Origin of the sequence: Pseudomonas sp. NPDC087814, from assembly GCF_044742865.1 — a bacterium.
GTDB lineage: Bacteria > Pseudomonadota > Gammaproteobacteria > Pseudomonadales > Pseudomonadaceae > Aquipseudomonas.
In genome coordinates, this window is sequence record NZ_JBIUVK010000002.1 from 112,910 (window position 1) to 132,455 (window position 19,546).

Below are 19,546 nucleotides of genomic sequence, written 5' to 3' on the forward strand. Positions count from 1 at the left end.
GAAGGCCCGGCAACGCGTGTTGCCGGGCGCTTACAAATTTCTGCAAACACTAATCAGATGTTCGTTTCGCAGGCCGTATGTGAGGCTCGTACCCCTCTCCAGATGGGTACATTCTCATGTTGAATGCTGGCACTGTGTCTCTCCCTCCACGGGTAACTTCGCAACTTTCCCTGCTTTCTACCGAGCCGGCGGCGCTCCCTCTATTGCCCTCTGCTCTGGGTGCTACGGCCGATCTCAATACGCAGGCCCTCGCCCCAGTCCCCCGGCAATCCGGTCTCACCGCGGCGTTGGGCGACCGCGAGAATCTGCGGACACTGGGCCAGAAGCTCAACGAAATCGCCAGCCGTCTTGGCGTGAATGCCAGCCCTCAAGCGGTGCTGGCCGCGCTGCAAACGACACCGATGCAAATACACCCCGACTCGTCCTACCCGACCCAGGCGGGTAAAGCGGCGACGGTAGAGACCTTTCTCGGAAGTATCGGCTTGGGGTTGCCCACCAATCATTTTCAGCTGACCGGTCATGCCCAAGCGGTGAGTGACAGGGCACTGGAGCATCCGCTCGGCAATTTTGGCGGCGGGTTGTCCTGGCCTGTTCCCATGAGCGCCGCTGAACAGCGCAGGGTACTGGCGGCGGCTACCGACCATGGCAGCCAGAACCCCAACGCACCGCACATCGGCGCAAGCGTGGGTGTACTGGAATATCTGAACGCGAACCAGCCGTTGTCGGGCGAGGCATTGGCTGATCCTGCCAAGGCACTCGAAACCCTCGTCAGCTCCACCCGCGGGCAGGCACTGGGGCAAGCCATACAGGACCAGCTTGGGGGCGCCGCCTCCGAGACCAGCGTGAACGAATACGCACTGAGCGCAATCCACCTGCTGCTGGATCCCGAGTCCATTACGGCGCCGCACCGAAACCGTGTGGCAGGTTTCGACCTCGCGCAACAGGCCCACTGGGGCAAGCCGGCTTCGACAGTGCTCGAGCGCCTGAGCACTTACCTGCACGAAAATCACAAGACCAGTCCCGAGATGGCCAAGGCCGGCGCCTATTTGTTACTGGCACGAAAGGCGCCCGAGTTTTTGATCAAGGACATCCCCGACCGCGTGACCTACGGCAGCCCTGCCTGGGTAAGCCTCGCGGTCGCAGCGGCGGCCATAGAGGCGCAGTTCCCCGGAAAGGTGGCGCACATGACCTTTGCCCAAGTCATGTCCAGCGCGGAAAACGCGATCCTGACGAATCGAGCCGCCGCCGAACATGCACAAAAGGCGGCATTGGTGGACTGGGCCGTGGTCAACGGGATCGTCACATGCCAGCCAGATGATCGTTACAGCGACGATGAGATAGACCGTGCAAGGACGGCATTCAACGCACAACTGAAGTCGACGCTTGCGGCTACCGGTTTGTTGGAAGCCGAGATTCCAAGCCGTAAAGACATTGCGTTGGCCCATTTGAAGGAGCGGTTTGGCGAACACGTACCTTTTGAAGAGAATCGACTGAAGGTCGTTGACTCGAAACAACCGTCAGCCCAACCACTTTATGATCCGAACCGGGCGCCCGGCGGGCTTTTCTCGTTGTTGGACATCGCCATGAGCGGACTTGGCCAATACCCATGGGAAACCAGGGACCCGAGCATTGCCGAGGCAATCAAAGGCAAGAGCCTGGATTTCAGCGTGAACAAAATCTTCAACGAAGAATTTGAACAAGCAATCACTTCTCGCCAGCAAGGGGTTCGCAGCGTCATCAAGCACCTTGTCGCAACACTGCCCTTGGTTGACCGGGAAAACCTGGAGTTTGCAAAGCTCGAGTTTTTTCAGAAAAACACTTATGAACTGGGCCTCGACTTCACCTCTAAAAAACGCCAGGGCGCGGAAAACAAACTGTGGGTCAAGGCCACCGGAAGGAATGGCAACACTGTTTATGAAATTGATTTGAACGCAGGTGCAATCAAGTCGGTGCCGACCTCGGAGTTAACAACAAAACGCGAGCGGCAGGCCAACAAGGAGTTCAAGACGGAGCCCTTCAAGCCCAAGACCGTGAGCGAGGCTGCCCTTGGCCAAAAGAGCCAGGACGGCTTGTCAACGCCGCCCCTCAGTTTTTCCAGTGCGCGAACCCAGCACATTGCCGATGCCTTTGTTGAGCATCTTGATCTCGACAGTGATGACATAAAAACCTATGCCCGGGGTGTCACCTCATTCGATAAACAAATGGCAACCGAGTGGAACGTCACCCACTTTTTTCTTGACCTGATTCCGCTCAGGTCCGCCATCGTGAATTTTTCCAGGGGTAACCACCTGGAAGGGGCCAGTGACCTGGCGCTGGATGTCTTTGGTTTTGTCACGGCGGGCGCGGGTGTGGCGGCGAAAGTCACGAAGGCGGGAGCCAAGGTCGCGAGCGCCGCCGCCAAGGCCATTCAAGTGGCAAAAGTCATCGGTGTGGCTGCCATTCAAGCATTCAACCCATTGGATGGCTTCAGCGAACTGGTCGCGGGCGGTGCCCGGTTGCTGGGCAAAGGCGCCAACTTTGTATGCGCCACGGGTGCAGAGGTGGTCAACAAGCTCAGGGGCGCGAGCGGCAGCTATGACCTGTTGAAGGCTGCGAGTAAACACTATGACGCAGCAGCGACGGGTACCTTCAAGGTCGCCGGGCAAAGCGTTGATGGAGGCGCGGTGCTCCAGAACGGTCGATGGTATGCGTTTGATGTGGACAGGATGCGGCCTTACGGCAGCCCTCTTGAAGGCTTCACCGCAAAAACGAGCGCGATGGATGGGGCGATCATCACCACGCCTGCCGAGCCGGGCAGCGCCCTGAACAACCGGTTGCTTGGCGACTACAGCGTGGCCGAATCGAAAATAGCCGGGCTTGCGCGCAACAGTCAGGGGATCTATGTGGCGGCGGACGGTCACTTGTCCCACATCCGCCATACCGATACTGCCGGCAACACTGCGGTCTACGAAGTGCGGCAAGTGACTCGCACCGCCGACGGTGCCGTACAGGCGCAGATTTATCACAACAACCGGCAAACGCCGCTGCTGGTGCAGCACCTGCAGGGGGACCAATGGCAGCGCCTGGGGGCACGCGGCGGTAACCCGCCTTCTGTGGCATCAGACCTGGGGCCGGAAATTGGCGGGGGCGGTGAGGGGACGATCTACGACAGTCTCGACGGGAAAAGTGTCTATAAGGACTATGGCCCTTCATCCATGACTTCTGCCGACGACTTTGTCGATAACGAGACCCTGTGCCTGAACAGCTATTACGGTGACGGCTTTGCAACCACGATATTTGAAAATGGTCGCCGTTATTTGAAAATGGGCAAGCTGGACGGGGTGGATGTAAATACCCTGGCAAGGGGAAGTTTGCCCCCAGAGGCCAGGCTTTTACTGGATGACGCATTTCGGCGCATGGAACAGAAAAATCTTTACCACAACGATCTGCAGTTAAGTAATTTCCTGTATTCAGCGAGGGATAATAAAATCTATCCAGTGGACTTGAACGCAAACGGTCTTGAAGACATGACACCGTTTCTCGCCAATATGTACAAGCGTGATCGAGACGAGCTGCGCAGGGCCTATTACGCGCTGATCGCCAAGGCGTAGCTGCACTTGTGGCGGGTGTACCCTGCTGTGATCGCAGCAGCAGGGTTTTGACGTGACCGTCAACGACTGCCAGAGCGTGTTCAGTCCTGGTGGTTGAAGTCGCCTTCGGACACCAGCTCGTTCAATGGACGACGCGGGCTCGGGGTTTCCCGGGCTTGCAGGTAGTCGGCCAGGGTCGATTTGTCGCCGAGCTTGCCAATCGCCACCGCAGCGTGCAGGGCGTAACCTTCAGGAATCTTCAGTTCCTTGCGGGTCAGTTCCTGGTCGAAACCGGCCATGCCGTGGGTGTGCCAGCCGCTGAGGCTGGCTTGCAGCGCCAGGTGGCCCCAGGCCGAGCCGGTGTCAAAGGTGTGCCACAGGGCCGGGGTTTCTTCGGTGGCACCAGGCACGGCAAAGGTCGTCTTCGACGCGACGATCACCAGGGCCGAGGCATGCTGCGCCCAGCCACGGTTGAATTCGTTCAGCAGGCCCAGGAAACGTTCCCAGTTCGGCGTGTCGCGGCGCGCATAGAGAAAACGCCATGGCTGCGAGTTGTAGGCCGAAGGTGACCAGCGCGCGGCTTCGAAGAAGCTCAACAGGGTGTCCACCGGGATGCTTTCGCCGGTGAAGGCGCGCGGCGACCAGCGGTCGGTGAATTGTGGGTGGATCGGATAGTCGGCGACGCGTGGGTTGCTGCTCATTGGGCTGATCCTGATGAAAAACCGGGGTTCAAAGCTACTTCGCCGCCGGGTGGCTGACAAGTCTTGTTCTACCGACAGTCGTAAGCGCTTGGCCCCGGGGGCCATGGGCACTAGACTGGCGGCCTTTTAACATACCGATATTGATGTAGAGCCATGGCCGCCAAAGTCGAACCTTTCTGGATCCGCAAAACCCTCGAACAACTCGACCAGGATGAGTGGGAGTCGTTGTGCGACGGCTGCGGCCTGTGCTGCCTGCAAAAGCTCGAGGATGAAGACGACAACAGCGTCTACTACACGCGCATCGCCTGCAAACTGCTGGACCTGAAAACCTGCCAGTGCACCGATTACCCCAACCGTCGCGCCTCGGTGCCCGATTGCATCCAGCTCACTCCGGGCCAGGCCGACCAGTTCAAATGGCTGCCGCCCACCTGCGGTTACCGGCTGGTCAGCGAGCGCAAGGATTTGCCGCTGTGGCACCATCTGGTCTGCGGCGATCGCGACGCTGTGCACCAGGAACGCATTTCCCAGTCCGGGCGCATGCTCAGCGAAGGCAGCGTGCCCGAGGATGACTGGGAGGATTACCTGATTTTTCGTGCAGGCTGAGAAGGAGTGTGTATGACGGTTGGAGCCAGGCTGGCGGCGAGCCTGCTGTTGTTGGTATTGAGTGCGCCGGCGTGGGCGGCGAAGAAAGTTGACCTGGACTATCACGTCAAGCTGTTGCCCCAAAGTGATCAGGCAGAAGTGCGCCTGAGCCTGTCCCAGGGCTCGGCGGTGCGCAGCCTCAACTTCGACCTGGGCCGCGACGGCGACTACAGCGACTTCAAGGCCGATGGCCAGTGGCAAGTGTTGCCGGGCAATACCCCGGGTGACAGCCGCGGCCTGTGGCAACCGAGTGCCGACAAGGCCAGCCTGACCTACCGTGTACGCCTCACCCACGCGCGCAAGAAAGGCGTCTATGAAGCGCGGATGACCCCGAGTTGGGCGCTGTTTCGCGGCGAAGACCTGGTGCCCACTGCACGTCTGGATCAACAGGACGGCATTGAACTGGTGTCGCGCCTGGTGTTTGAACTGCCTGCCGGCTGGAAAAGCGTCGAGACGTCCTGGCCGCGCATCGGCAAGAACAAATTCCGCATCGATAACGTTTCCCGCCTGTTTGACCGGCCCACCGGCTGGATGCTCGCGGGTACGCTGGGCAGTCGCAGGATGCGCCTGGGGGAAACCGAAATCACCGTGGCGTCGCCCAAAGGGCAAGGCATGCATCGCATGGATGTGCTGACCTTGCTGACGTTTGTCTGGCCGCAAGTGCAAGCGGCATTCCCACGGCACCCGGCGAAATTGCTGGTGGTGGGCGCCAGTGACCCGATGCGCCGCGGTGCGTATTCGGCGCGGGACTCGATCTACCTCAACAGCCGTACGCCGTTGGTCAGCGAGAACGGCAGCAGCCCGTTGATCCGTGAAGTGGTGCAGGCTATCGGCCGCTTCAACGACCATCAGGGCAGCGATTGGATCAGCGAGGGCTTGGCGCAGTACTACGCCATTGAGCTGATGCGCCGCGCAGGGGGGATCAGCGACGATCGTTATGCCGCCCTGCAGGCCCGGCTGGCCAGCGAAGGCAAGGACGTGACCACCCTGCGGGTCGAGCACGCCAATAGCGCGACCGTCTCACGAGCGGTGGTGTTGTTGCAGGAGCTGGACCGCGAGATTCGTGTGAAAACCCACAACAAGCGTTCGCTGGATGATTTGACCCAGGCGGTGATGCGCTTGAACAGCATCAGCACAAAGGAATTCGTGCAGCTGGGGGAGAGCATTATTGGCGAGTCGTCGGTAGTACTCGATACCAAACTGCTGCACTGAAACCAAGGTGGGAGCGGGCTTGCTCGCGAAAGCGGTGTATCAGAAACACAGTCAGTGACTGACACTCCGCTTTCGCGAGCAAGCCCGCTCCCACTTTTGATCGGGGTTAACCCACAGTTTTGCTGGCGTTTTCAGCCGCCACTTCAGCCTTGGTCTTGAGGTTTTTCAGTTCCTCACCGGCGCGTTCGATCTTGGTTCGCACGCTGTTCATTTCCTGGCGGCTGCGCTCCAGCAACTCTTTCGCCGAGCTATGCCCGCTGATCCCGCGTGCCAGCGCTACGCCGCCAATCGCCACCTGGATCAAACCGAAAAAGCCGCCACGGCGCAGGCCTTTGCCCATCATCACCACACCGCCAGCCAGGGAGCCGATGCGTTCCCAGCCCTGGACGTTTTGCGTGGGTTGGGGCTCGAACGGGGTGGACCGGATAACGGGTCGCAGGGTTTTGCTGTCGCTCATGATCTGTCTCCAACAAGGGCTGATTGATATGCAGCTGACTGCACACAGGCCACGGATGTTCCCAAAAAATCAGTATTTGGGGCCCGAGCGGGTGTTGTTGCCCTTGGCCAGACGGTCGTAAAGCACCACGTTGACGGTGGCGGCGAGGTTCATGCAACCGGTGGTCGGGATGTAGATCACGTCTTCACACCAGTCGCGAATCTCTTTGTCGAGGGAGCCGTCTTCCGGACCGAAGATATACAGCGCACGGTCCGGATGGGTGTATTCGGGGAGAGGGCGGGCGCCTTCCACCAGCTCCACGGCGACGGGGATGCAGCCCAGGGGCAGGATCTTTTTCAGGTCGTCGATACCGATCAGCGGAATGTCGTGGTGGACCTTCTTGGTGTCGGTAATAAAGTCCCGGGCCCGCTCATAGCGCTTGCCGGTGTAGAACACCGAGGCCACGCCGTAGCAGCCGGCGGCGCGCATCACCGAGCCGACGTTTTCGGGGGATTTGGGGTTGTACAGACCGATGCAGCTGTAGCGTTTATTGCCCACGGGAGAGGGTGCCTTCGAGAAAAACCGCGATTATACGGGGATTGCTCGAAAGGCGGTCAGTTTGAGCGGCACGTGTTGCAACACTGTGGCAAGGGAGCTTGCTATGGCAAAGGGGCTTGCTGTGGCGAGGGAGCTTGCTCCCGCTGGAGTGCGAAGCGCTCCCAAAAAGCGTGGGGCCGCTACGCAGCCCAGCGGGAGCAAGCTCCCTCGCCACAACAAGCCTTCTCCCACTGCGAGCCTCCTTCCACAGCGAGCCATCTCCCACAGCAGGTCGTTCATTACATCGCTTCAGTCGTCTTTCTTCATCAACCCGGCCAACGCCGCAAACGGGTTGTGCGTCGCCTTGGCGATCGTCGGGCTGCTGGTGGAGCCTTCGCCGAAATACTGCTGGTCGGTATAACGCGAGTGTTCGTTGTCGTGGCAATACAGGCACAGCAACTCCCAGTTGGAGCCGTCCTGGGGGTTGTCGTCATGGTTGTGGTTGCGGTGGTGCACGGTCAGTTCGCTCAGGCGCTTGCCGGCGAATTCACGGGCGCAGCGGCCACATACGTGGGGGTACATCTTCAGGGCTTTGTCGCGGTAGCCCATTTCCCGGTCGCGCTGGGCATCGGCGAGGATGCGATCCAGCTTGGCGGTGTGGGAGGGCGGGTTGGTCGAGCTCATCATGGCTCCTGTCTTTTAGTGGATCACGGATAGCGTTGATTCTAGCTGCTTGCGGGCTAATAAACCTCCGGCTTTTTCAGGCGCGGTCATGCCGGTGAGGGGGATTGTTTGTAGTATCGACGAACTGAATCATAAGGAGCGGTACTCATGCGGATGCATTCATGGTTGTGGGCGCTGCTGTTGTGCGCCGTCAGTGTTCAGGTCCAGGCGTTTTCCACGCCCCAGCCAGGCGAGGTGATCGATGTGGCGCTGGAGCAGCTCCACCCGACCCAGGCCGTCATCGGTTTTGATCAGATTCATTACAAGCTGGGGGTATTTGCCGAGTCGCCCAAAAAAGTGTTCGACGAATACTGTGAAACCAACGGCCAGGGCGGTGTCGACAAGGTGCCTGAAGATGCCGATCTGCATAAGCCGGGCAGCTTCACCTGCAAAGACCCGGTAGGCGCCCACCCGGCGGACATGAAAACCGTGGTGGTCGGCCCCGCTGGCCAGTTGTACCTCACTGACGGCCACCACTCGTTCAGTACCTTGTGGGAGCAGCCAGGTGCCGGCGCCAAACTGAAGATGTGGGTGCGGGTCACCGATAACTTCAGCGACAGTCCCGACCTGGCGACTTTCTGGAAACGCATGGAGCAGGGCCGCAAGGTCTGGCTCAAGGACGGCCAGGGCAAGACCATCACGCCTGAGCAAATTCCGGCACACCTGGGCTTAAAGGACCTCGGCGACGATATGTTCCGCAGCCTGGTTTACTTCTCCCGCAAGGCGTCCTACGGCAAGCCGACCTCTGGTGAGGTGGTGCCGGAATTCCTGGAGTTTTACTGGGGAGGGTGGTTGCGCACGCAGATTGACCTCGGCGCGTTCAACCTGAACAAGCAAGGCGGGTATGAAAAGGCAATCGAGGCGGTAGCCAAGCGCATGGTCAGCCTGGCGCCCGAGGCACCGGTAGGGGACAGCGGCTTCAGCGCCCGGCAGTTGGGCGGCTTCACGTCACTTGACCGCAAAGAACTGAACGATACGTTCAAGAAGAAAGTGCCCTACGTTATCGACAGTAGAAGTAACTAAGTGACGAACCGGCAGGGGCGGCCTTGTGCTGTTTCTGTCGGGCGTATAACGGCTTAATATACAGTAAAGATCCGGCAAATATCGATTTAAATGCCGTGGGGCATTTAATTGTCTTCAGGGTGATAAAGTGTTGGACTAACTTTGCCAGTTTGTTTAATGTGGCGCCTCTTGGCCTACTGCCGTTAGTGTGTTCTGTGGTGGCGTCAGGTAGTCAATACGTCAGGTCTTTCCTGGCGACTGTCAGTTTCCCGCAAGCCGGGCTTTCATTTCACGATATCAACCCCCGTGGTTGACGTTGTGGCGTTTCAAATCAGAAGCGCTCATCCAGAGCGTACTGCTTCCAATAACCGAAGTCGGGTGGTTGAAGTGTCTGATGATCGTCGTGCAAATAATAAAAGATCGACGCGTTACCCTGTTGTTATAACTTGAAGATTCGGGATAGGTGTCCTGTGCAAGTTGTAAGTTTATGGTGCCCGTTAATAAACTTCTGATGTTCATCTCGCTGACATTCACACTGCGTGAATGCAACGGCCTGCTTCAATTGAATACATGCAATTTTTTGTAGAGGCTGTTGTGTCTAAAGGCGTTGTTCTGGCGGTTTCCGCTTCCTTCCTGTTTGGTGTGCTGTATTTCTTTACCTCCCTTCTTGAACCCTTGAATGGCCAGCAGATATTTGGCTGGCGAATGCTCATCTCCTTGCCCTTCATGACGTTGCTGCTGTGCCTGTCCGGGGATTGGAAGTGGGTGCCGTTGATCTACAAGCGTCTGCGGGAGAAACCCGCGTTGCTGCCCTGTGTCGTGCTCACCAGTGCCCTGGTGGGTGTGCAGTTGTGGATCTTCATGTGGGCGCCCCTCAATGGCCACGGCCTGGATGTGTCGCTGGGCTATTTCCTGTTACCGCTGACCATGGTCATCACCGGGCGCATCGTTTACGGCGAACGCCTTTCCCATCTGCAAAAAATTGCCGCTGCGCTGGCGGCGGTGGGCGTGGCCAACGAGCTGTATCGCACGGGCGGGTTCTCCTGGACCACCCTGGTGGTGTGCGTCGGTTATCCGCTGTATTTCGTAGTGCGCAGGCGTTGTGGCACCGACAACCTCGGCGGGCTGTGGCTGGACATGATGCTGATGATTCCGGTCGCGCTGTGGTTCGTCCTCGGTAGTGAGCCCATCAACGAGACCCTGGCGCAGCGCCCGGCGCTCTATTGGCTGGTGCCACTCATGGGGTTGGTCAGCGCGGCGGCGGGTTATTCCTACATCCTGGCCAGCCGGCTGTTGCCGTTCAGCCTGTTCGGTTTGCTCAGTTACGCGGAACCGGTGCTGCTGGTGGCCGTGTCGCTGATGCTGGGAGACGCCCTCAAGCCGGGCCAATGGATGACCTACGTGCCGATCTGGCTGGCGGTGGTGGTGTTGGTGCTGGAAGGCTTGAGGCATTTGAATCGACTGCGCCGGTCGATCTGACTTCAACCCACGCAGTTAATGCTTAGCCCTTGAGCTTTTCAGCAATCCAGATGGTATGCCGCGTGCCCTTGTTGCCATGGGCAAACACTTGCACTTCCTCGGCCTTGAAGCCGGCCTTGCGCAGTTTGTCGCTGAACTGCTTGTCGGCGCTGGCCGACCACACCGCCAGCACGCCCTTGGGCCGTAGCGCCTTGGCGCAGGCGCTTAGGCCACCGGCGGAATACAGCCAGCTGTTGGCTTTTTGCGTCAGGCCTTCGGGGCCGTTGTCGACGTCCAGCATGATCGCGTCAAACCCCTGGGGCTCGGCCTGCAGCACCTTGGCCACGTCTTCCATACGGATCACGGTGCGCGGGTCCAGCAGCGGGCGGCCGGACTTTTCCCCCAGGGGCCCGCGATTCCACTCGACCACGCCGGGCACCAGCTCGGCAACCACCACTTCGGCAGTCTTGCCCAAATGCTTGAGCGCTGCCGCCAGGGTAAAACCCATGCCCAGGCCGCCAATCAACACCCTGGAGCCGGGCCGACCGGCGACTTTGCGGCACGGAATCTCCGCCAGCGCATCCTCGGAACCGTGCATGCGCGTGTTCATCAACTGGCCACCGTCACCGCCCTGAATCTTGATGACAAAATCCTCACCGTATTCGAACAGGCACAAGGCACCGCCGTTGTCGGGGATCGGAGTGGTGTCCAGCAGAACGAAACGTTTCATGGAAATCTCATTGGGAAGGGCATTCTTGCGCGGTTGGGAGTAGCCTTACGACTTTACGGTCAGGCCATGGAGCCATCGATGAAGTGCAGCATTCTAACGGTCATTGTGTGGAGCGCGCTCGCCCTTGGCGGTGTGGCCCAGGCTCAGGAGTCGCAAACCGTGCCGATTACCCCCGCGCCTACGGCGGGTTCACCGGGTACTGCAACGCCCACGCCTTATCCGCAAGTCACGCCACCGGCAACGCCAAAGGCGGCCGGCAGCGGTGAGCCATTGTTGGCGCCGATCGTGCTGCCCGCGCCGCCGAAGGACCAGACGATCCCCGGCTTGCAGCAAAACGACATCAAGCCCAAGACCCCGGGCGGCTAAAACTGCTGGGACAGCAATTGCCCGTCCGCCATGCGCAGGCGCCTGGACAGGGCGATAGCAATCGCACGAATGATCTTGGCCGCGATTTTCGGTGCATCGTTGAGCATCTTTTCCAGGGAATCCTTGCCCAGGTTCAACAGCACGCAATCGCTGGCCGCCACACAGCTGGCGGAGCGGCGCTCGCCGTCCAGCACAGCCATCTCGCCAAAGGTCCGTCCGCTGCGCAAGGTGGCGATAGTCAGGCGCTGGCCTGCATGGTTGGTCTTCTGCACCGCCACCTGGCCTGAGTGAATGATGCACATGAAGGTGCCCGCGTCGCCCTCGAGGAAAATCACCTCATCGCGGGCGATGCTGCTGATGTTGAAATAGCCCGCCGCTACGTGGAAGTCTTCCGGCAGCAACGGGTCGAACAGGCCGCAATCCATCAGCATGTCGCGGATTTCGTTATTGAGTAAGGTCGGTTCTGGCATGAGGCTTACAGTCTTTGTCCATAAATCGTGCAGGGCGCGCCCGGCGGTCAAGTGTTCAGACCGGCCCGCCAGGCGGAGTTCCTTAAATCAGCCCCAGCGCCTTGAAAACAAATGCATATTCGAGTGCTACGTCACGTAATCCCTGGTAACGACCACTCATGCCGCCGTGGCCGGCGCCCAGCTCGGTCTTGAGCAGCAACAGGTTGTCGTCGGTCCTGGTGTCGCGCAGCTTGGCCACCCACTTCGCCGCTTCCCAATACTGCACGCGGCTGTCGTTGTAGCCGGCGATCACCAGCGTGGCCGGATAGGCCTGGGCGCTGACGTTTTCGTACGGTGCGTACGCCTTGATCCGCTCATACACCTCGGGCTCCTGCGGGTTGCCCCATTCGTCGTACTCGGTGATGGTCAGCGGCAACTCGGGGTCGAGCATGGTGTTGAGCACATCGACGAACGGCACTTCGGCAATCGCCGCCTGGAACAGCTCCGGGCGTTGATTGAGCACCGCGCCGATCAACAGGCCACCGGCGCTGCCGCCGCTGATGGCCAGTTGCTTGGAGGTGGTCAGGCCCTGGGCGATCAAGTGTTCGGCGCACGCGATAAAGTCGCTGAAGGTGTTTTGCTTGTACTCCTGCTTGCCGCCGCGATACCAGGCCTCACCCAGTTCGCCACCGCCGCGTACATGGGCAATGGCGAAGGCCACGCCACGGTCCAGCAGGCTCAGGCGGGCGTGGGAGAACCACGGGTCGAGGCTGTGGCCGTAGGCGCCGTAGCCGTACAGATACAGGGGCGTCGGCTTACCCAACTGATCGCGTCGGACGACAAGACTGATCGGCACCTGAGTGCCATCGGCCGACGTTGCCCACAGGCGTTGGCTGACGTAGTCGTCGGCGTTGAACACACCCAGCACCGGGGTTTCCTTGAGCACTTGTTGTGCGCCGCCGGCCAGTTCCAGCTGACGAACCTGGGCCGGGCGGTTCAGCGCCTCATAGCGCAGGCGGATCTTGTCGCTGGCAAATTCCAGGCTGTTTTGCACATAGAGGCTGTAGGCCGCGTCCGGTAACTCCACGCGATAAGCGGCTTGCCCCTGTGGGTGCACTTCGATGATCGGCAGGCCGCCGATCCGCAGGCTCAGGGTCATGGCCCGGGCATTGAGGCTTACGCCATCGAGCATTACCGCGTCGTCGTGGGGGATCAGGTTCAGCCAGTCGTCCTGGGTCGGCACACTGCCGGTGTCGGCCGCCTGGAACAGCGCAAAGTTGATGCCGTCACGGTTGCTGCGGATAAACCAGGTCCACTGGTCGTCCAGCTTGCCGTGGTCGACGTCATATTCATGGCCTTCGACCCGTGGCGCCATGCAGGTAAACGCCTGCTGCGGCTTTTCGGCGTCCAGGGCCCAGATCTCGCTGGTGGTCTTGCTGCCCAGGGCCAGCAGCAACTGACGCTCGGAGCTGGAGCGGTAGCAGTGCAGGAAGAAACGTCCGTCAGGCTCGTGGAACACTTCTTCGGCGGCAGTGCCGTCCAGGCGATAGCGATACAGCTTGTGCGGGCGATGGGTGTCGTCCAGTTCGGTGAAGAACAGGGTCAGGCTGTCGTTGGCCCAGGTCATGCTGCCATCGCAGTCTTCAAACTCCAGTTCGCTGACCTTGCCGGTGGCCAATTCCTTCACGTAGAGGGTGTAGATCTCTTCGCCGCTGGTATCCAGGCTGTAGGCCAGGCGCTGGTGGTCCGGGCTGATGCTGAAGGCGCCGAGGGAGAAAAAGCCGCCATTGGCCAGTACGTTCGGGTCCAGCAGCAGCTCTTCCGCGCTTTCGTCGACCTGTTGGCTGTCGTCCGCCGGGCGCGGGCAGCGGTAGTGGCGGGCGTATTCGTCGCCGGCGGTGGTGCGGGTGTAATACAGGTACGGGCCCCAGGGCGAGGGCAGGGACAGGTCGGTTTCGAGAATGCGGCCCTTGATCTCCTCGAACAGGGTCTCGCGCAGCGCCTGCTGGTCGGACAATTGTGCTTCTTGCCAGGCATTTTCCGCCTTGAGGTAATCGAGCACCTCGGCGCTGTCACGCGCTTGCAACCAGGCATACGGGTCGGTGCCTGGGGCCTTGCGGGCGATCGGGGCGGCAGTGATGTGGGTCGATGGGGGCATGGATCACTCTCTGTCTGGCGGTTGGCCGACGGCATTGCAGCCTCGGCACTGAAAAGCCGTTATCATAGCGGCCTGTTTGCCTACCTTGCCATGGACACCATGACCGAGAACGACTATCTGATCGCTTGGGGCCTCTACGCCTTCGCAGCCCTGGGTTGCCTGTTGGTGTGGTTTGCCATGACCCGCTGGATGTGGCGCTGGCTGCGCGAGCCACTGCGGTTGCTGGTGGCGGTGCTGCTGTTCAGCCCGACCATCGTCGATCCGGTGAAGACCCAGTTCGCCCCGGCCGTGGCCATCACCGCCCTGGACCTGGTGCTCAAGGTCGGCAACAACGCCTGGCGGGCGATCTCCGATCTGTTCATGTATTGCATGATCGCGTTCGGCGTGTACCTGGTGTTCGTGCTGATCCGCTGGCCCATCGAGCGTGCCGCCAGGGTTCGTCGTGAGCAGAAGGCCGCCGCTGCGGCAGCCGCTGCCGCCGAGCCGGAGGATGACGACGAACCCTTCGCCGATGAGCGTTACGGTCGCCCGGCACCTGTCAGCGGTATGCGGGTCGAACCGCGCCTTTAACGTTGTACGCCCTGTATCGAGAAGCCTGGCATGTGTGAATTATTGGGCATGAGTGCCAACGTACCGACCGATATCGTCTTCAGCTTCACCGGGCTGATGCAGCGCGGCGGACGTACCGGGCCCCACCGCGACGGTTGGGGCATCGCCTTCTACGAGGGCCGTGGCCTGCGGTTGTTCCAGGACCCGGCGGCCAGCAGCGAATCGGAAGTCGCGCTGCTGGTGCAGCGTTATCCCATCAAGAGTGAAGTGGTGATTGGCCATATCCGCCAGGCCAATGTGGGCAAGGTGTGCCTGTCCAATACCCATCCGTTCGTCCGTGAACTGTGGGGCCGTAACTGGTGCTTTGCGCATAACGGTCAACTGGCGGACTTCAACCCCCGCGCCACGTTCTACCGCCCGGTGGGCGATACCGACAGCGAAGCGGCGTTCTGCGATTTGCTCAACCGAGTCCGTGAAGCGTTCCCGGAACCGGTGGACATCGAACAGGTGCTGCCGGACCTGATCGCCGCCTGCAGCGAATACCGCAGCAAGGGCGTGTTCAACTGCCTGCTCAGCGACGGTGACTGGCTGTTCTGCTATTGCTCGACCAAACTGGCACAGATCACCCGGCGTGCGCCATTTGGCCCTGCACGGTTGAAAGATGTCGACGTGATCGTCGATTTTCAGGCCGAAACCACCCCCAATGACGTGGTGACGGTAATTGCCACCGAACCCCTGACCGAAAACGAGACCTGGACCCGCTACGAACCGGGCCAGTGGAGCCTGTGGCGACGCGGCGAATGTGTCAGCCAAGGTAAAACGGAATAAGGACGTCGAATATGTTGCTCAGCTATTTGCGACTGGTGTTGTTTGCCGTGGGTCTGTTGGTCGGTGTGCAGGTGCCGGGGTTTATCAGCGACTACGCCAAGCGCGTCGAAGCCCACTTGATCGAAGCCCAGACCGGCTTGCGCGGCTTCGATGCCACGGCGCAACAGTTCTTCAACGGTGACTTGCAGGCGCTGGTGGCCCATTACCGTGCCAGTGACGACCCGGTGTTTCGCAGCGATGCCAACAGCCTGGGCACCTTGCTCGACCGCCAGGCAGCGCTGGATAAGCAGTTCCAGGCGATGCAGGGCCCGTGGTACATCCGCGCGCTGCAAGTGGCGGTGGCCGCCGACCCGGCGATTCGCCAGGAAACCTGGAACGGCTACAGCTACATGCTGTTGCTGACCCCGGAAGCCATGGGCTGGGGCCTGGGCGGGGCGATGTTGTTGTCGTTCGGCATCGAGTGCCTGTTCCGCCTGATCGACTGGGTGGTGTTGGGCGGCAAGCGCCTGCGCCAGAGCCGACCGATTGAAGAGCGGGACCTCAAGGGGCTTTAAAGGCTGACGCGGTCAAATTGTGGGAGCGGGCTTGCTCGCGAATGCGGTGCGTCAGTGACATATGGGGTGGCTGGCACACCGCATTCGCGCGCAAGCCCGCTCCCACAGTTTTAAATCGGTTCCTTCAGTGGCATGGGTTTGCTCAACACCATCAAGTCCTCGCCCACCTTCTGCGCGTACTGCTGCACCACGCTCTGGCACAGCGCCACAATCTCCTCCACCAACTCCACGCCCACTCGCCACGACACCACCACCTGCAGGTTCGGCGGCCGTTGTTCCATGGGCAGCATGGTCAATTCACCTCGTGCCAGCTCTTCACTGACCAATACGGGCGGGAACGCACCAATCCCGAACCCGTCCCGCAGCAGGCGGGTGATCGCTGACACCGAGTTCACACAGTTCATCCGTGGGGCGGATACGCCGTTAGCCTGCATCAGGCTGAGCACGTCCTGGTGCGGACAGGAGTTTTTCGAGTAGGTGATGATGCGCTCCTGGGCCAGTTCGGCGAGGGACGCGTAGTCGCGGTTGTAGATCGAGTGGCTGGCGACGATCCAGCCCATGGGGTGGCTGGCCAGTTCCAGGCTGCGCAAGGTTTCCTGGCGCAGCAGGTCGGTTTGCAGGATCAGGTCGAGAAAGCCCTTTTGCAACTGATCGCTGAGGTTCAACGCGGTATCGGCGACCAACTCGATTTCTACCCGCGGAAAGTTGTCCGTCAGTTCTGCCACCAGCGCGCTCAGCCAAGTGTGAATCACCGTGTCCATCACTCCGATGCGGATACGCCCGACCTTGCTGCTGGTGGTTTCCAGGGACTGCTTGAGCCCTTGCATGGTCGCCATCATCTGCTCGGCATAATCGAGCACCTTCAAGCCTTCCGGCGTCAGGCTCACACCTCGGGAATCGCGCAGGAACAGCTTCACCCCCAACTCGCTTTCCAGCACGGCGATGCGGCTGGAGATCGAGGCCTGGGTGGTGAACAGCTTCTCTGCCGTGAGGCGAAAGCTCTTGAGCTTGGCCACCCAGACGAAGGTTTCGAGGAACTTCAAATTCATGGGATCAACTTTTCTTATGCATGGATTGTTTTTTATTAGTTGGACGCAGCGTGCCGCAACCGCCAAAAATCGAGCTGTCTCACGATAAGCGTCGTTGGGGCTCGGGACAACATCGTTGCGAGATCTTGGTAAAAGATCCCACACTACAAAAAAATAAAGCCTACAGGAGCCCTACCGTGAGCCGCCTGCTATTGAACTGCGACATCGGCGAAAGCTTTGGCAACTGGACCTTGGGTCTGGACGCCGAAGTCATGCCGTTCATTGATTGCGCCAACGTAGCCTGCGGTTTCCACGCCGGCGACCCGAGCATCATGCGCAAGACCGTCAGCCTGGCCTTCGAGCATGGCGTGCAGGTGGGCGCGCACCCGGCGTACCAGGACCTGCAGGGCTTCGGCCGCCGCTCCATGGCCTACACCCCGCAGGAAATCCAGGACCTGTTGCACTACCAGGTCGGCGCCCTCGACGGTATTTGCCGGGCCCAGGGCGGACGGGTCAGCTACGTCAAACCCCATGGCGCGATGTACAACGACATGATGGCCAAACCTGCGCAATTGCGTGCGGTGATCCAGGCCGTGGCGGCCTACGACGCCAGCCTGCCATTGATGCTGATGGCCACCCGCGACAACAGCGCCGCCCAGGCCCTGGGTGACGAATATGGCGTGACCCTGTGGTTCGAAGCCTTTGCCGACCGTGCCTACGACAGCGCCGGCCATCTGGTCTCCCGCCAGTTGCCGGGCGCGGTGCATCATGACCCGGAAAAGATCATCCAGCAGGCCTTGATCATCGCCCGGGGAGAACAGTTGGTCGCCAGTGATGGCAGTCCGTTGCACCTGCAAGCCAATACCTTGTGCGTGCATGGTGATAACGCTAGCTCAGTGGCTGCCGTGCAGCGCATCCGCGAGGCGTTGACCCCAGCATGAAGCCACGGATTGAAGTGGTGGCCATCGACTGCCTGATGGTGCGCCTGTTTGAGGTGATCGCCGAAGACAACATGCCCTGGATGCTCGCCGCCACCCGCCGTTTGCGCGAAGGTTTTGGCCCGGCGCTGGTGGACCTGGTGCCGTCCTACACGACCCTGATGGTGCACTACGACCTGCTGGCGCTGGACCCTGGCCAGGCACGGGCGTTGATCGACCAGGCGCTCAAGGAATTGCAGCCCGAACCCAAGGGCAGCGGGCAATGCCATGTGTTGCCGGTCTGGTATGACCTGAGTGTCGGCCCGGAGTTGGCGTTGCTGGCGCAGCGCAGTGGCCTGGCAGTGGAGGAGGTGATTCGCCGTCACAGCCAGCATGAGTACCAGGTATTCGCCTTGGGCTTCGCCCCGGGGTTTGCCTTTATGGGGCTGGTGGATGAACAGCTCGCGACACCGCGGCTCAACACCCCGCGCAAGCGGGTGGCGGCGGGCAGCGTGGGCATCGCCGAGCGGCAGACGGCGGCTTATCCGGTGGTCTCGCCAGGTGGCTGGAACCTGATCGGCCGCACACCGGCCAAGTTGTTTGACCGCGAACGCGACGGCTACAGCCTGATGCAGCCGGGGGACACCGTGCGTTACGAAGCGGTCAGCCATCGCGAATTCATCAACCTGGGTGGCGATGACACGCCGTTGGAGGCGCAGGCATGAGCCGCTTGCTGATCGAGGCCAGCACGCCGCTGTGCCTGTTGCAGGACGCCGGACGTTTTGGCGTCAGGCATTTGGGCGTGACCCAGGGCGGCGCGCTGGATTGGGTGTCGATGTCGTGGGCCAATTGGTTGCTGGGCAATGCCCTGGATGCGCCGGTGGTGGAAATCACCTTGGGTGGCTTCACCGTGCAGGCCGAGGCCTATTGCCTGCTGGCGCTGGCCGGGGCGGACTTGGGCGCGTATGTCGACGAGCGCGCGATCAGCCCGGGGCGCAGCTTTATTCTGCAAAAGGGCCAGCGCTTGCGTTTTACTCAGCCTTTCAGCGGTGCGCGGGCTTACCTGGCAGCGCCGGGCGGGTTTGATGCGCCGCAGGTGCTGGGCAGTTGCGCCACGGTGGGCCGTGAAGAACTGGGCGGGCTGGATGGCTTTGGCCGGTCACTGGCCGAAGGTGCGCAATTGACCTATTCGGGCGTGGGCGGTGCGATGCAGGTGTTGTCCGCCGGGCAATTGCCGAAGCTGGATTCCAAGGCGCCACTGGAGGTGATCCTCGGGGCGCAGATCGGTCAGTTTGGCGGGCAGAGTCTGTTTGATGTGTTCAACAGCGAGTGGACCCTCGACAGCCGTGCCGACCGCATGGGCATGCGCTTGCTTGGCATGCCGCTGGAGTATCAGGGGCCGTCGCTGATCTCGGAAGGCATCCCGCTGGGGGCGATCCAGGTGCCGCCGGATGGGCAGCCGATTGTGTTGCTCAATGACCGGCAGACCATTGGCGGCTACCCACGATTGGGCGCGTTGACGCCATTGGCGTTGGCGCGGCTGGCGCAGTGCTTGCCGGGGGAGAAGGTGAGGTTGGCGCCGGTGGTGCAGGAAACGGCGCATCGCCAGCAAGTGGAGTATTTGCAGTACCTTGCCAGAAACTAAAGACCGCCGCAGGACAAAATGTGGGAGCGGGCTTGCTCGCGA

At 60.7% G+C, this 19,546-nt stretch carries 20 protein-coding genes; 12 read left to right on the plus strand and 8 right to left on the minus strand.

The window, feature by feature from the left end; genetic code table 11:
• Window positions 1-116 precede the first annotated feature (116 nt).
• Window positions 117-3,590 (plus strand): hypothetical protein, encoded by a 3,474-nt coding sequence (locus ACIOMR_RS02575; RefSeq protein WP_401192030.1) that lies wholly within the window; start codon window positions 117-119, stop codon window positions 3,588-3,590.
• Between the two features lie 80 nt (window positions 3,591-3,670).
• Here the strand turns inward: ACIOMR_RS02575 and ACIOMR_RS02580 are convergent, their stop codons facing one another.
• Window positions 3,671-4,270 carry a nitroreductase family protein gene (locus tag ACIOMR_RS02580; RefSeq protein WP_008437924.1) on the minus strand — a complete coding sequence of 200 codons (600 nt, stop codon included), beginning with the start codon at window positions 4,268-4,270 and terminating at the stop codon, window positions 3,671-3,673.
• 153 nt (window positions 4,271-4,423) lie between these two features.
• Here ACIOMR_RS02580 and ACIOMR_RS02585 point away from each other — a divergent pair, with 153 nt between their 5' ends.
• Both ACIOMR_RS02585 and ACIOMR_RS02590 read left to right on the plus strand, forming a co-directional pair.
• On the plus strand, window positions 4,424-4,873 hold the full coding sequence (locus ACIOMR_RS02585; RefSeq protein ID WP_003210671.1) for a YcgN family cysteine cluster protein: 450 nt from the start codon (window positions 4,424-4,426) through the stop codon (window positions 4,871-4,873).
• Window positions 4,874-4,885: 12 nt separating this feature from the next.
• Window positions 4,886-6,124, plus strand: a complete 1,239-nt coding sequence (locus ACIOMR_RS02590) for a hypothetical protein (RefSeq protein WP_178966425.1) — start codon at window positions 4,886-4,888, stop codon at window positions 6,122-6,124.
• Window positions 6,125-6,230: 106 nt separating this feature from the next.
• Here the strand turns inward: ACIOMR_RS02590 and ACIOMR_RS02595 are convergent, their stop codons facing one another.
• The 3 genes from ACIOMR_RS02595 to ACIOMR_RS02605 all read right to left on the minus strand — a co-directional run bounded on the left by ACIOMR_RS02595 (window position 6,231) and on the right by ACIOMR_RS02605 (window position 7,781).
• Window positions 6,231-6,581 carry a DUF2892 domain-containing protein gene (locus ACIOMR_RS02595; protein WP_003210673.1) on the minus strand — a complete coding sequence of 117 codons (351 nt, stop codon included), beginning with the start codon at window positions 6,579-6,581 and terminating at the stop codon, window positions 6,231-6,233.
• A 69-nt stretch (window positions 6,582-6,650) separates the two neighbouring features.
• Window positions 6,651-7,118 (minus strand): RNA methyltransferase, encoded by a 468-nt coding sequence (locus tag ACIOMR_RS02600; protein WP_003210674.1) that lies wholly within the window; start codon window positions 7,116-7,118, stop codon window positions 6,651-6,653.
• Window positions 7,119-7,406: 288 nt separating this feature from the next.
• Complete coding sequence (locus ACIOMR_RS02605) at window positions 7,407-7,781, minus strand: YajD family HNH nuclease (RefSeq protein WP_003210675.1); 375 nt, start codon at window positions 7,779-7,781, stop codon at window positions 7,407-7,409.
• 147 nt (window positions 7,782-7,928) lie between these two features.
• Here ACIOMR_RS02605 and ACIOMR_RS02610 point away from each other — a divergent pair, with 147 nt between their 5' ends.
• Together ACIOMR_RS02610 and rarD are read left to right on the plus strand one after the other, a co-directional pair.
• Window positions 7,929-8,843 (plus strand): ParB/Srx family N-terminal domain-containing protein, encoded by a 915-nt coding sequence (locus tag ACIOMR_RS02610; RefSeq protein WP_401192035.1) that lies wholly within the window; start codon window positions 7,929-7,931, stop codon window positions 8,841-8,843.
• Between the two features lie 573 nt (window positions 8,844-9,416).
• A complete protein-coding gene (gene rarD, locus ACIOMR_RS02615) occupies window positions 9,417-10,301 on the plus strand; it encodes an EamA family transporter RarD (RefSeq protein ID WP_401192038.1) in 885 nt (294 codons plus the stop codon).
• 22 nt (window positions 10,302-10,323) lie between these two features.
• Here rarD and ACIOMR_RS02620 read toward each other — a convergent pair whose 3' ends face one another.
• Window positions 10,324-11,010: a spermidine synthase gene (locus ACIOMR_RS02620; protein ID WP_063032534.1), complete on the minus strand. Its 687-nt coding sequence runs from the start codon at window positions 11,008-11,010 to the stop codon at window positions 10,324-10,326.
• A 78-nt stretch (window positions 11,011-11,088) separates the two neighbouring features.
• On the opposite strand from ACIOMR_RS02620, the gene ACIOMR_RS02625 reads away from it, so the two are divergent.
• Window positions 11,089-11,376: a hypothetical protein gene (locus ACIOMR_RS02625; RefSeq protein ID WP_003210679.1), complete on the plus strand. Its 288-nt coding sequence runs from the start codon at window positions 11,089-11,091 to the stop codon at window positions 11,374-11,376.
• On the opposite strand, the gene ACIOMR_RS02630 is transcribed toward ACIOMR_RS02625, so the two are convergent.
• Together ACIOMR_RS02630 and ACIOMR_RS02635 are read right to left on the minus strand one after the other, a co-directional pair.
• Complete coding sequence (locus ACIOMR_RS02630) at window positions 11,373-11,846, minus strand: cyclic nucleotide-binding domain-containing protein (RefSeq protein ID WP_003210680.1); 474 nt, start codon at window positions 11,844-11,846, stop codon at window positions 11,373-11,375. The two genes, ACIOMR_RS02625 and ACIOMR_RS02630, sit on opposite strands and share 4 nt — an antisense overlap.
• Window positions 11,847-11,928: 82 nt before the next feature.
• The gene (locus ACIOMR_RS02635) at window positions 11,929-13,983 is read right to left on the minus strand and encodes a S9 family peptidase (protein ID WP_401192042.1); all 2,055 of its coding nucleotides are present in this window, start codon (window positions 13,981-13,983) and stop codon (window positions 11,929-11,931) included.
• 21 nt (window positions 13,984-14,004) lie between these two features.
• Here ACIOMR_RS02635 and ACIOMR_RS02640 point away from each other — a divergent pair, with 21 nt between their 5' ends.
• Genes ACIOMR_RS02640 through ACIOMR_RS02650 form a run of 3 tightly spaced genes read left to right on the plus strand, consistent with a single transcriptional unit; the run spans window position 14,005 to window position 15,914 of the window.
• Window positions 14,005-14,553 carry a hypothetical protein gene (locus ACIOMR_RS02640; protein WP_003210682.1) on the plus strand — a complete coding sequence of 183 codons (549 nt, stop codon included), beginning with the start codon at window positions 14,005-14,007 and terminating at the stop codon, window positions 14,551-14,553.
• Window positions 14,554-14,583: 30 nt separating this feature from the next.
• Entirely contained in the window at window positions 14,584-15,360 is a 777-nt protein-coding gene (locus ACIOMR_RS02645; RefSeq protein WP_003210683.1) for a class II glutamine amidotransferase, read from the plus strand.
• 11 nt (window positions 15,361-15,371) lie between these two features.
• Window positions 15,372-15,914: a DUF2937 family protein gene (locus tag ACIOMR_RS02650; protein WP_177040339.1), complete on the plus strand. Its 543-nt coding sequence runs from the start codon at window positions 15,372-15,374 to the stop codon at window positions 15,912-15,914.
• Between the two features lie 110 nt (window positions 15,915-16,024).
• On the opposite strand, the gene ACIOMR_RS02655 is transcribed toward ACIOMR_RS02650, so the two are convergent.
• Window positions 16,025-16,963 carry a LysR family transcriptional regulator gene (locus ACIOMR_RS02655; protein ID WP_008437943.1) on the minus strand — a complete coding sequence of 313 codons (939 nt, stop codon included), beginning with the start codon at window positions 16,961-16,963 and terminating at the stop codon, window positions 16,025-16,027.
• Window positions 16,964-17,139: 176 nt separating this feature from the next.
• On the opposite strand from ACIOMR_RS02655, the gene ACIOMR_RS02660 reads away from it, so the two are divergent.
• The 3 genes from ACIOMR_RS02660 to ACIOMR_RS02670 are packed head-to-tail and all read left to right on the plus strand — an operon-like array spanning window position 17,140 to window position 19,504.
• The gene (locus ACIOMR_RS02660; RefSeq protein WP_087692567.1) at window positions 17,140-17,883 is read left to right on the plus strand and encodes a 5-oxoprolinase subunit PxpA; all 744 of its coding nucleotides are present in this window, start codon (window positions 17,140-17,142) and stop codon (window positions 17,881-17,883) included.
• Window positions 17,880-18,584: a 5-oxoprolinase subunit PxpB gene (gene pxpB / locus ACIOMR_RS02665; RefSeq protein WP_177080158.1), complete on the plus strand. Its 705-nt coding sequence runs from the start codon at window positions 17,880-17,882 to the stop codon at window positions 18,582-18,584. Before ACIOMR_RS02660 ends, pxpB begins: the two co-directional genes overlap by 4 nt.
• Window positions 18,581-19,504 carry a biotin-dependent carboxyltransferase family protein gene (locus ACIOMR_RS02670; protein ID WP_177008940.1) on the plus strand — a complete coding sequence of 308 codons (924 nt, stop codon included), beginning with the start codon at window positions 18,581-18,583 and terminating at the stop codon, window positions 19,502-19,504. The genes pxpB and ACIOMR_RS02670 overlap by 4 nt, the downstream gene beginning before the upstream one ends.
• Window positions 19,505-19,546 lie beyond the last annotated feature (42 nt).

Excerpts from the sequence above, each read along its gene's own strand:
- ACIOMR_RS02580 (WP_008437924.1), bottom strand. The coding sequence starts at position 4,270 with ATGAGCAGCAACCCACGCGTCGCCGACTATCCGATCCACCCACAATTC.
- pxpB (WP_177080158.1), top strand. The coding sequence starts at position 17,880 with ATGAAGCCACGGATTGAAGTGGTGGCCATCGACTGCCTGATGGTGCGC.
- ACIOMR_RS02635 (WP_401192042.1), bottom strand. The coding sequence starts at position 13,983 with ATGCCCCCATCGACCCACATCACTGCCGCCCCGATCGCCCGCAAGGCC.
- ACIOMR_RS02625 (WP_003210679.1), top strand. The coding sequence starts at position 11,089 with ATGAAGTGCAGCATTCTAACGGTCATTGTGTGGAGCGCGCTCGCCCTT.
- ACIOMR_RS02610 (WP_401192035.1), top strand. The coding sequence starts at position 7,929 with ATGCGGATGCATTCATGGTTGTGGGCGCTGCTGTTGTGCGCCGTCAGT.
- ACIOMR_RS02575 (WP_401192030.1), top strand. The coding sequence starts at position 117 with ATGTTGAATGCTGGCACTGTGTCTCTCCCTCCACGGGTAACTTCGCAA.
- ACIOMR_RS02650 (WP_177040339.1), top strand. The coding sequence starts at position 15,372 with ATGTTGCTCAGCTATTTGCGACTGGTGTTGTTTGCCGTGGGTCTGTTG.
- ACIOMR_RS02595 (WP_003210673.1), bottom strand. The coding sequence starts at position 6,581 with ATGAGCGACAGCAAAACCCTGCGACCCGTTATCCGGTCCACCCCGTTC.
- ACIOMR_RS02605 (WP_003210675.1), bottom strand. The coding sequence starts at position 7,781 with ATGAGCTCGACCAACCCGCCCTCCCACACCGCCAAGCTGGATCGCATC.
- ACIOMR_RS02590 (WP_178966425.1), top strand. The coding sequence starts at position 4,886 with ATGACGGTTGGAGCCAGGCTGGCGGCGAGCCTGCTGTTGTTGGTATTG.
- ACIOMR_RS02670 (WP_177008940.1), top strand. The coding sequence starts at position 18,581 with ATGAGCCGCTTGCTGATCGAGGCCAGCACGCCGCTGTGCCTGTTGCAG.
- ACIOMR_RS02655 (WP_008437943.1), bottom strand. The coding sequence starts at position 16,963 with ATGAATTTGAAGTTCCTCGAAACCTTCGTCTGGGTGGCCAAGCTCAAG.
- ACIOMR_RS02645 (WP_003210683.1), top strand. The coding sequence starts at position 14,584 with ATGTGTGAATTATTGGGCATGAGTGCCAACGTACCGACCGATATCGTC.
- ACIOMR_RS02585 (WP_003210671.1), top strand. The coding sequence starts at position 4,424 with ATGGCCGCCAAAGTCGAACCTTTCTGGATCCGCAAAACCCTCGAACAA.
- ACIOMR_RS02620 (WP_063032534.1), bottom strand. The coding sequence starts at position 11,010 with ATGAAACGTTTCGTTCTGCTGGACACCACTCCGATCCCCGACAACGGC.
- ACIOMR_RS02630 (WP_003210680.1), bottom strand. The coding sequence starts at position 11,846 with ATGCCAGAACCGACCTTACTCAATAACGAAATCCGCGACATGCTGATG.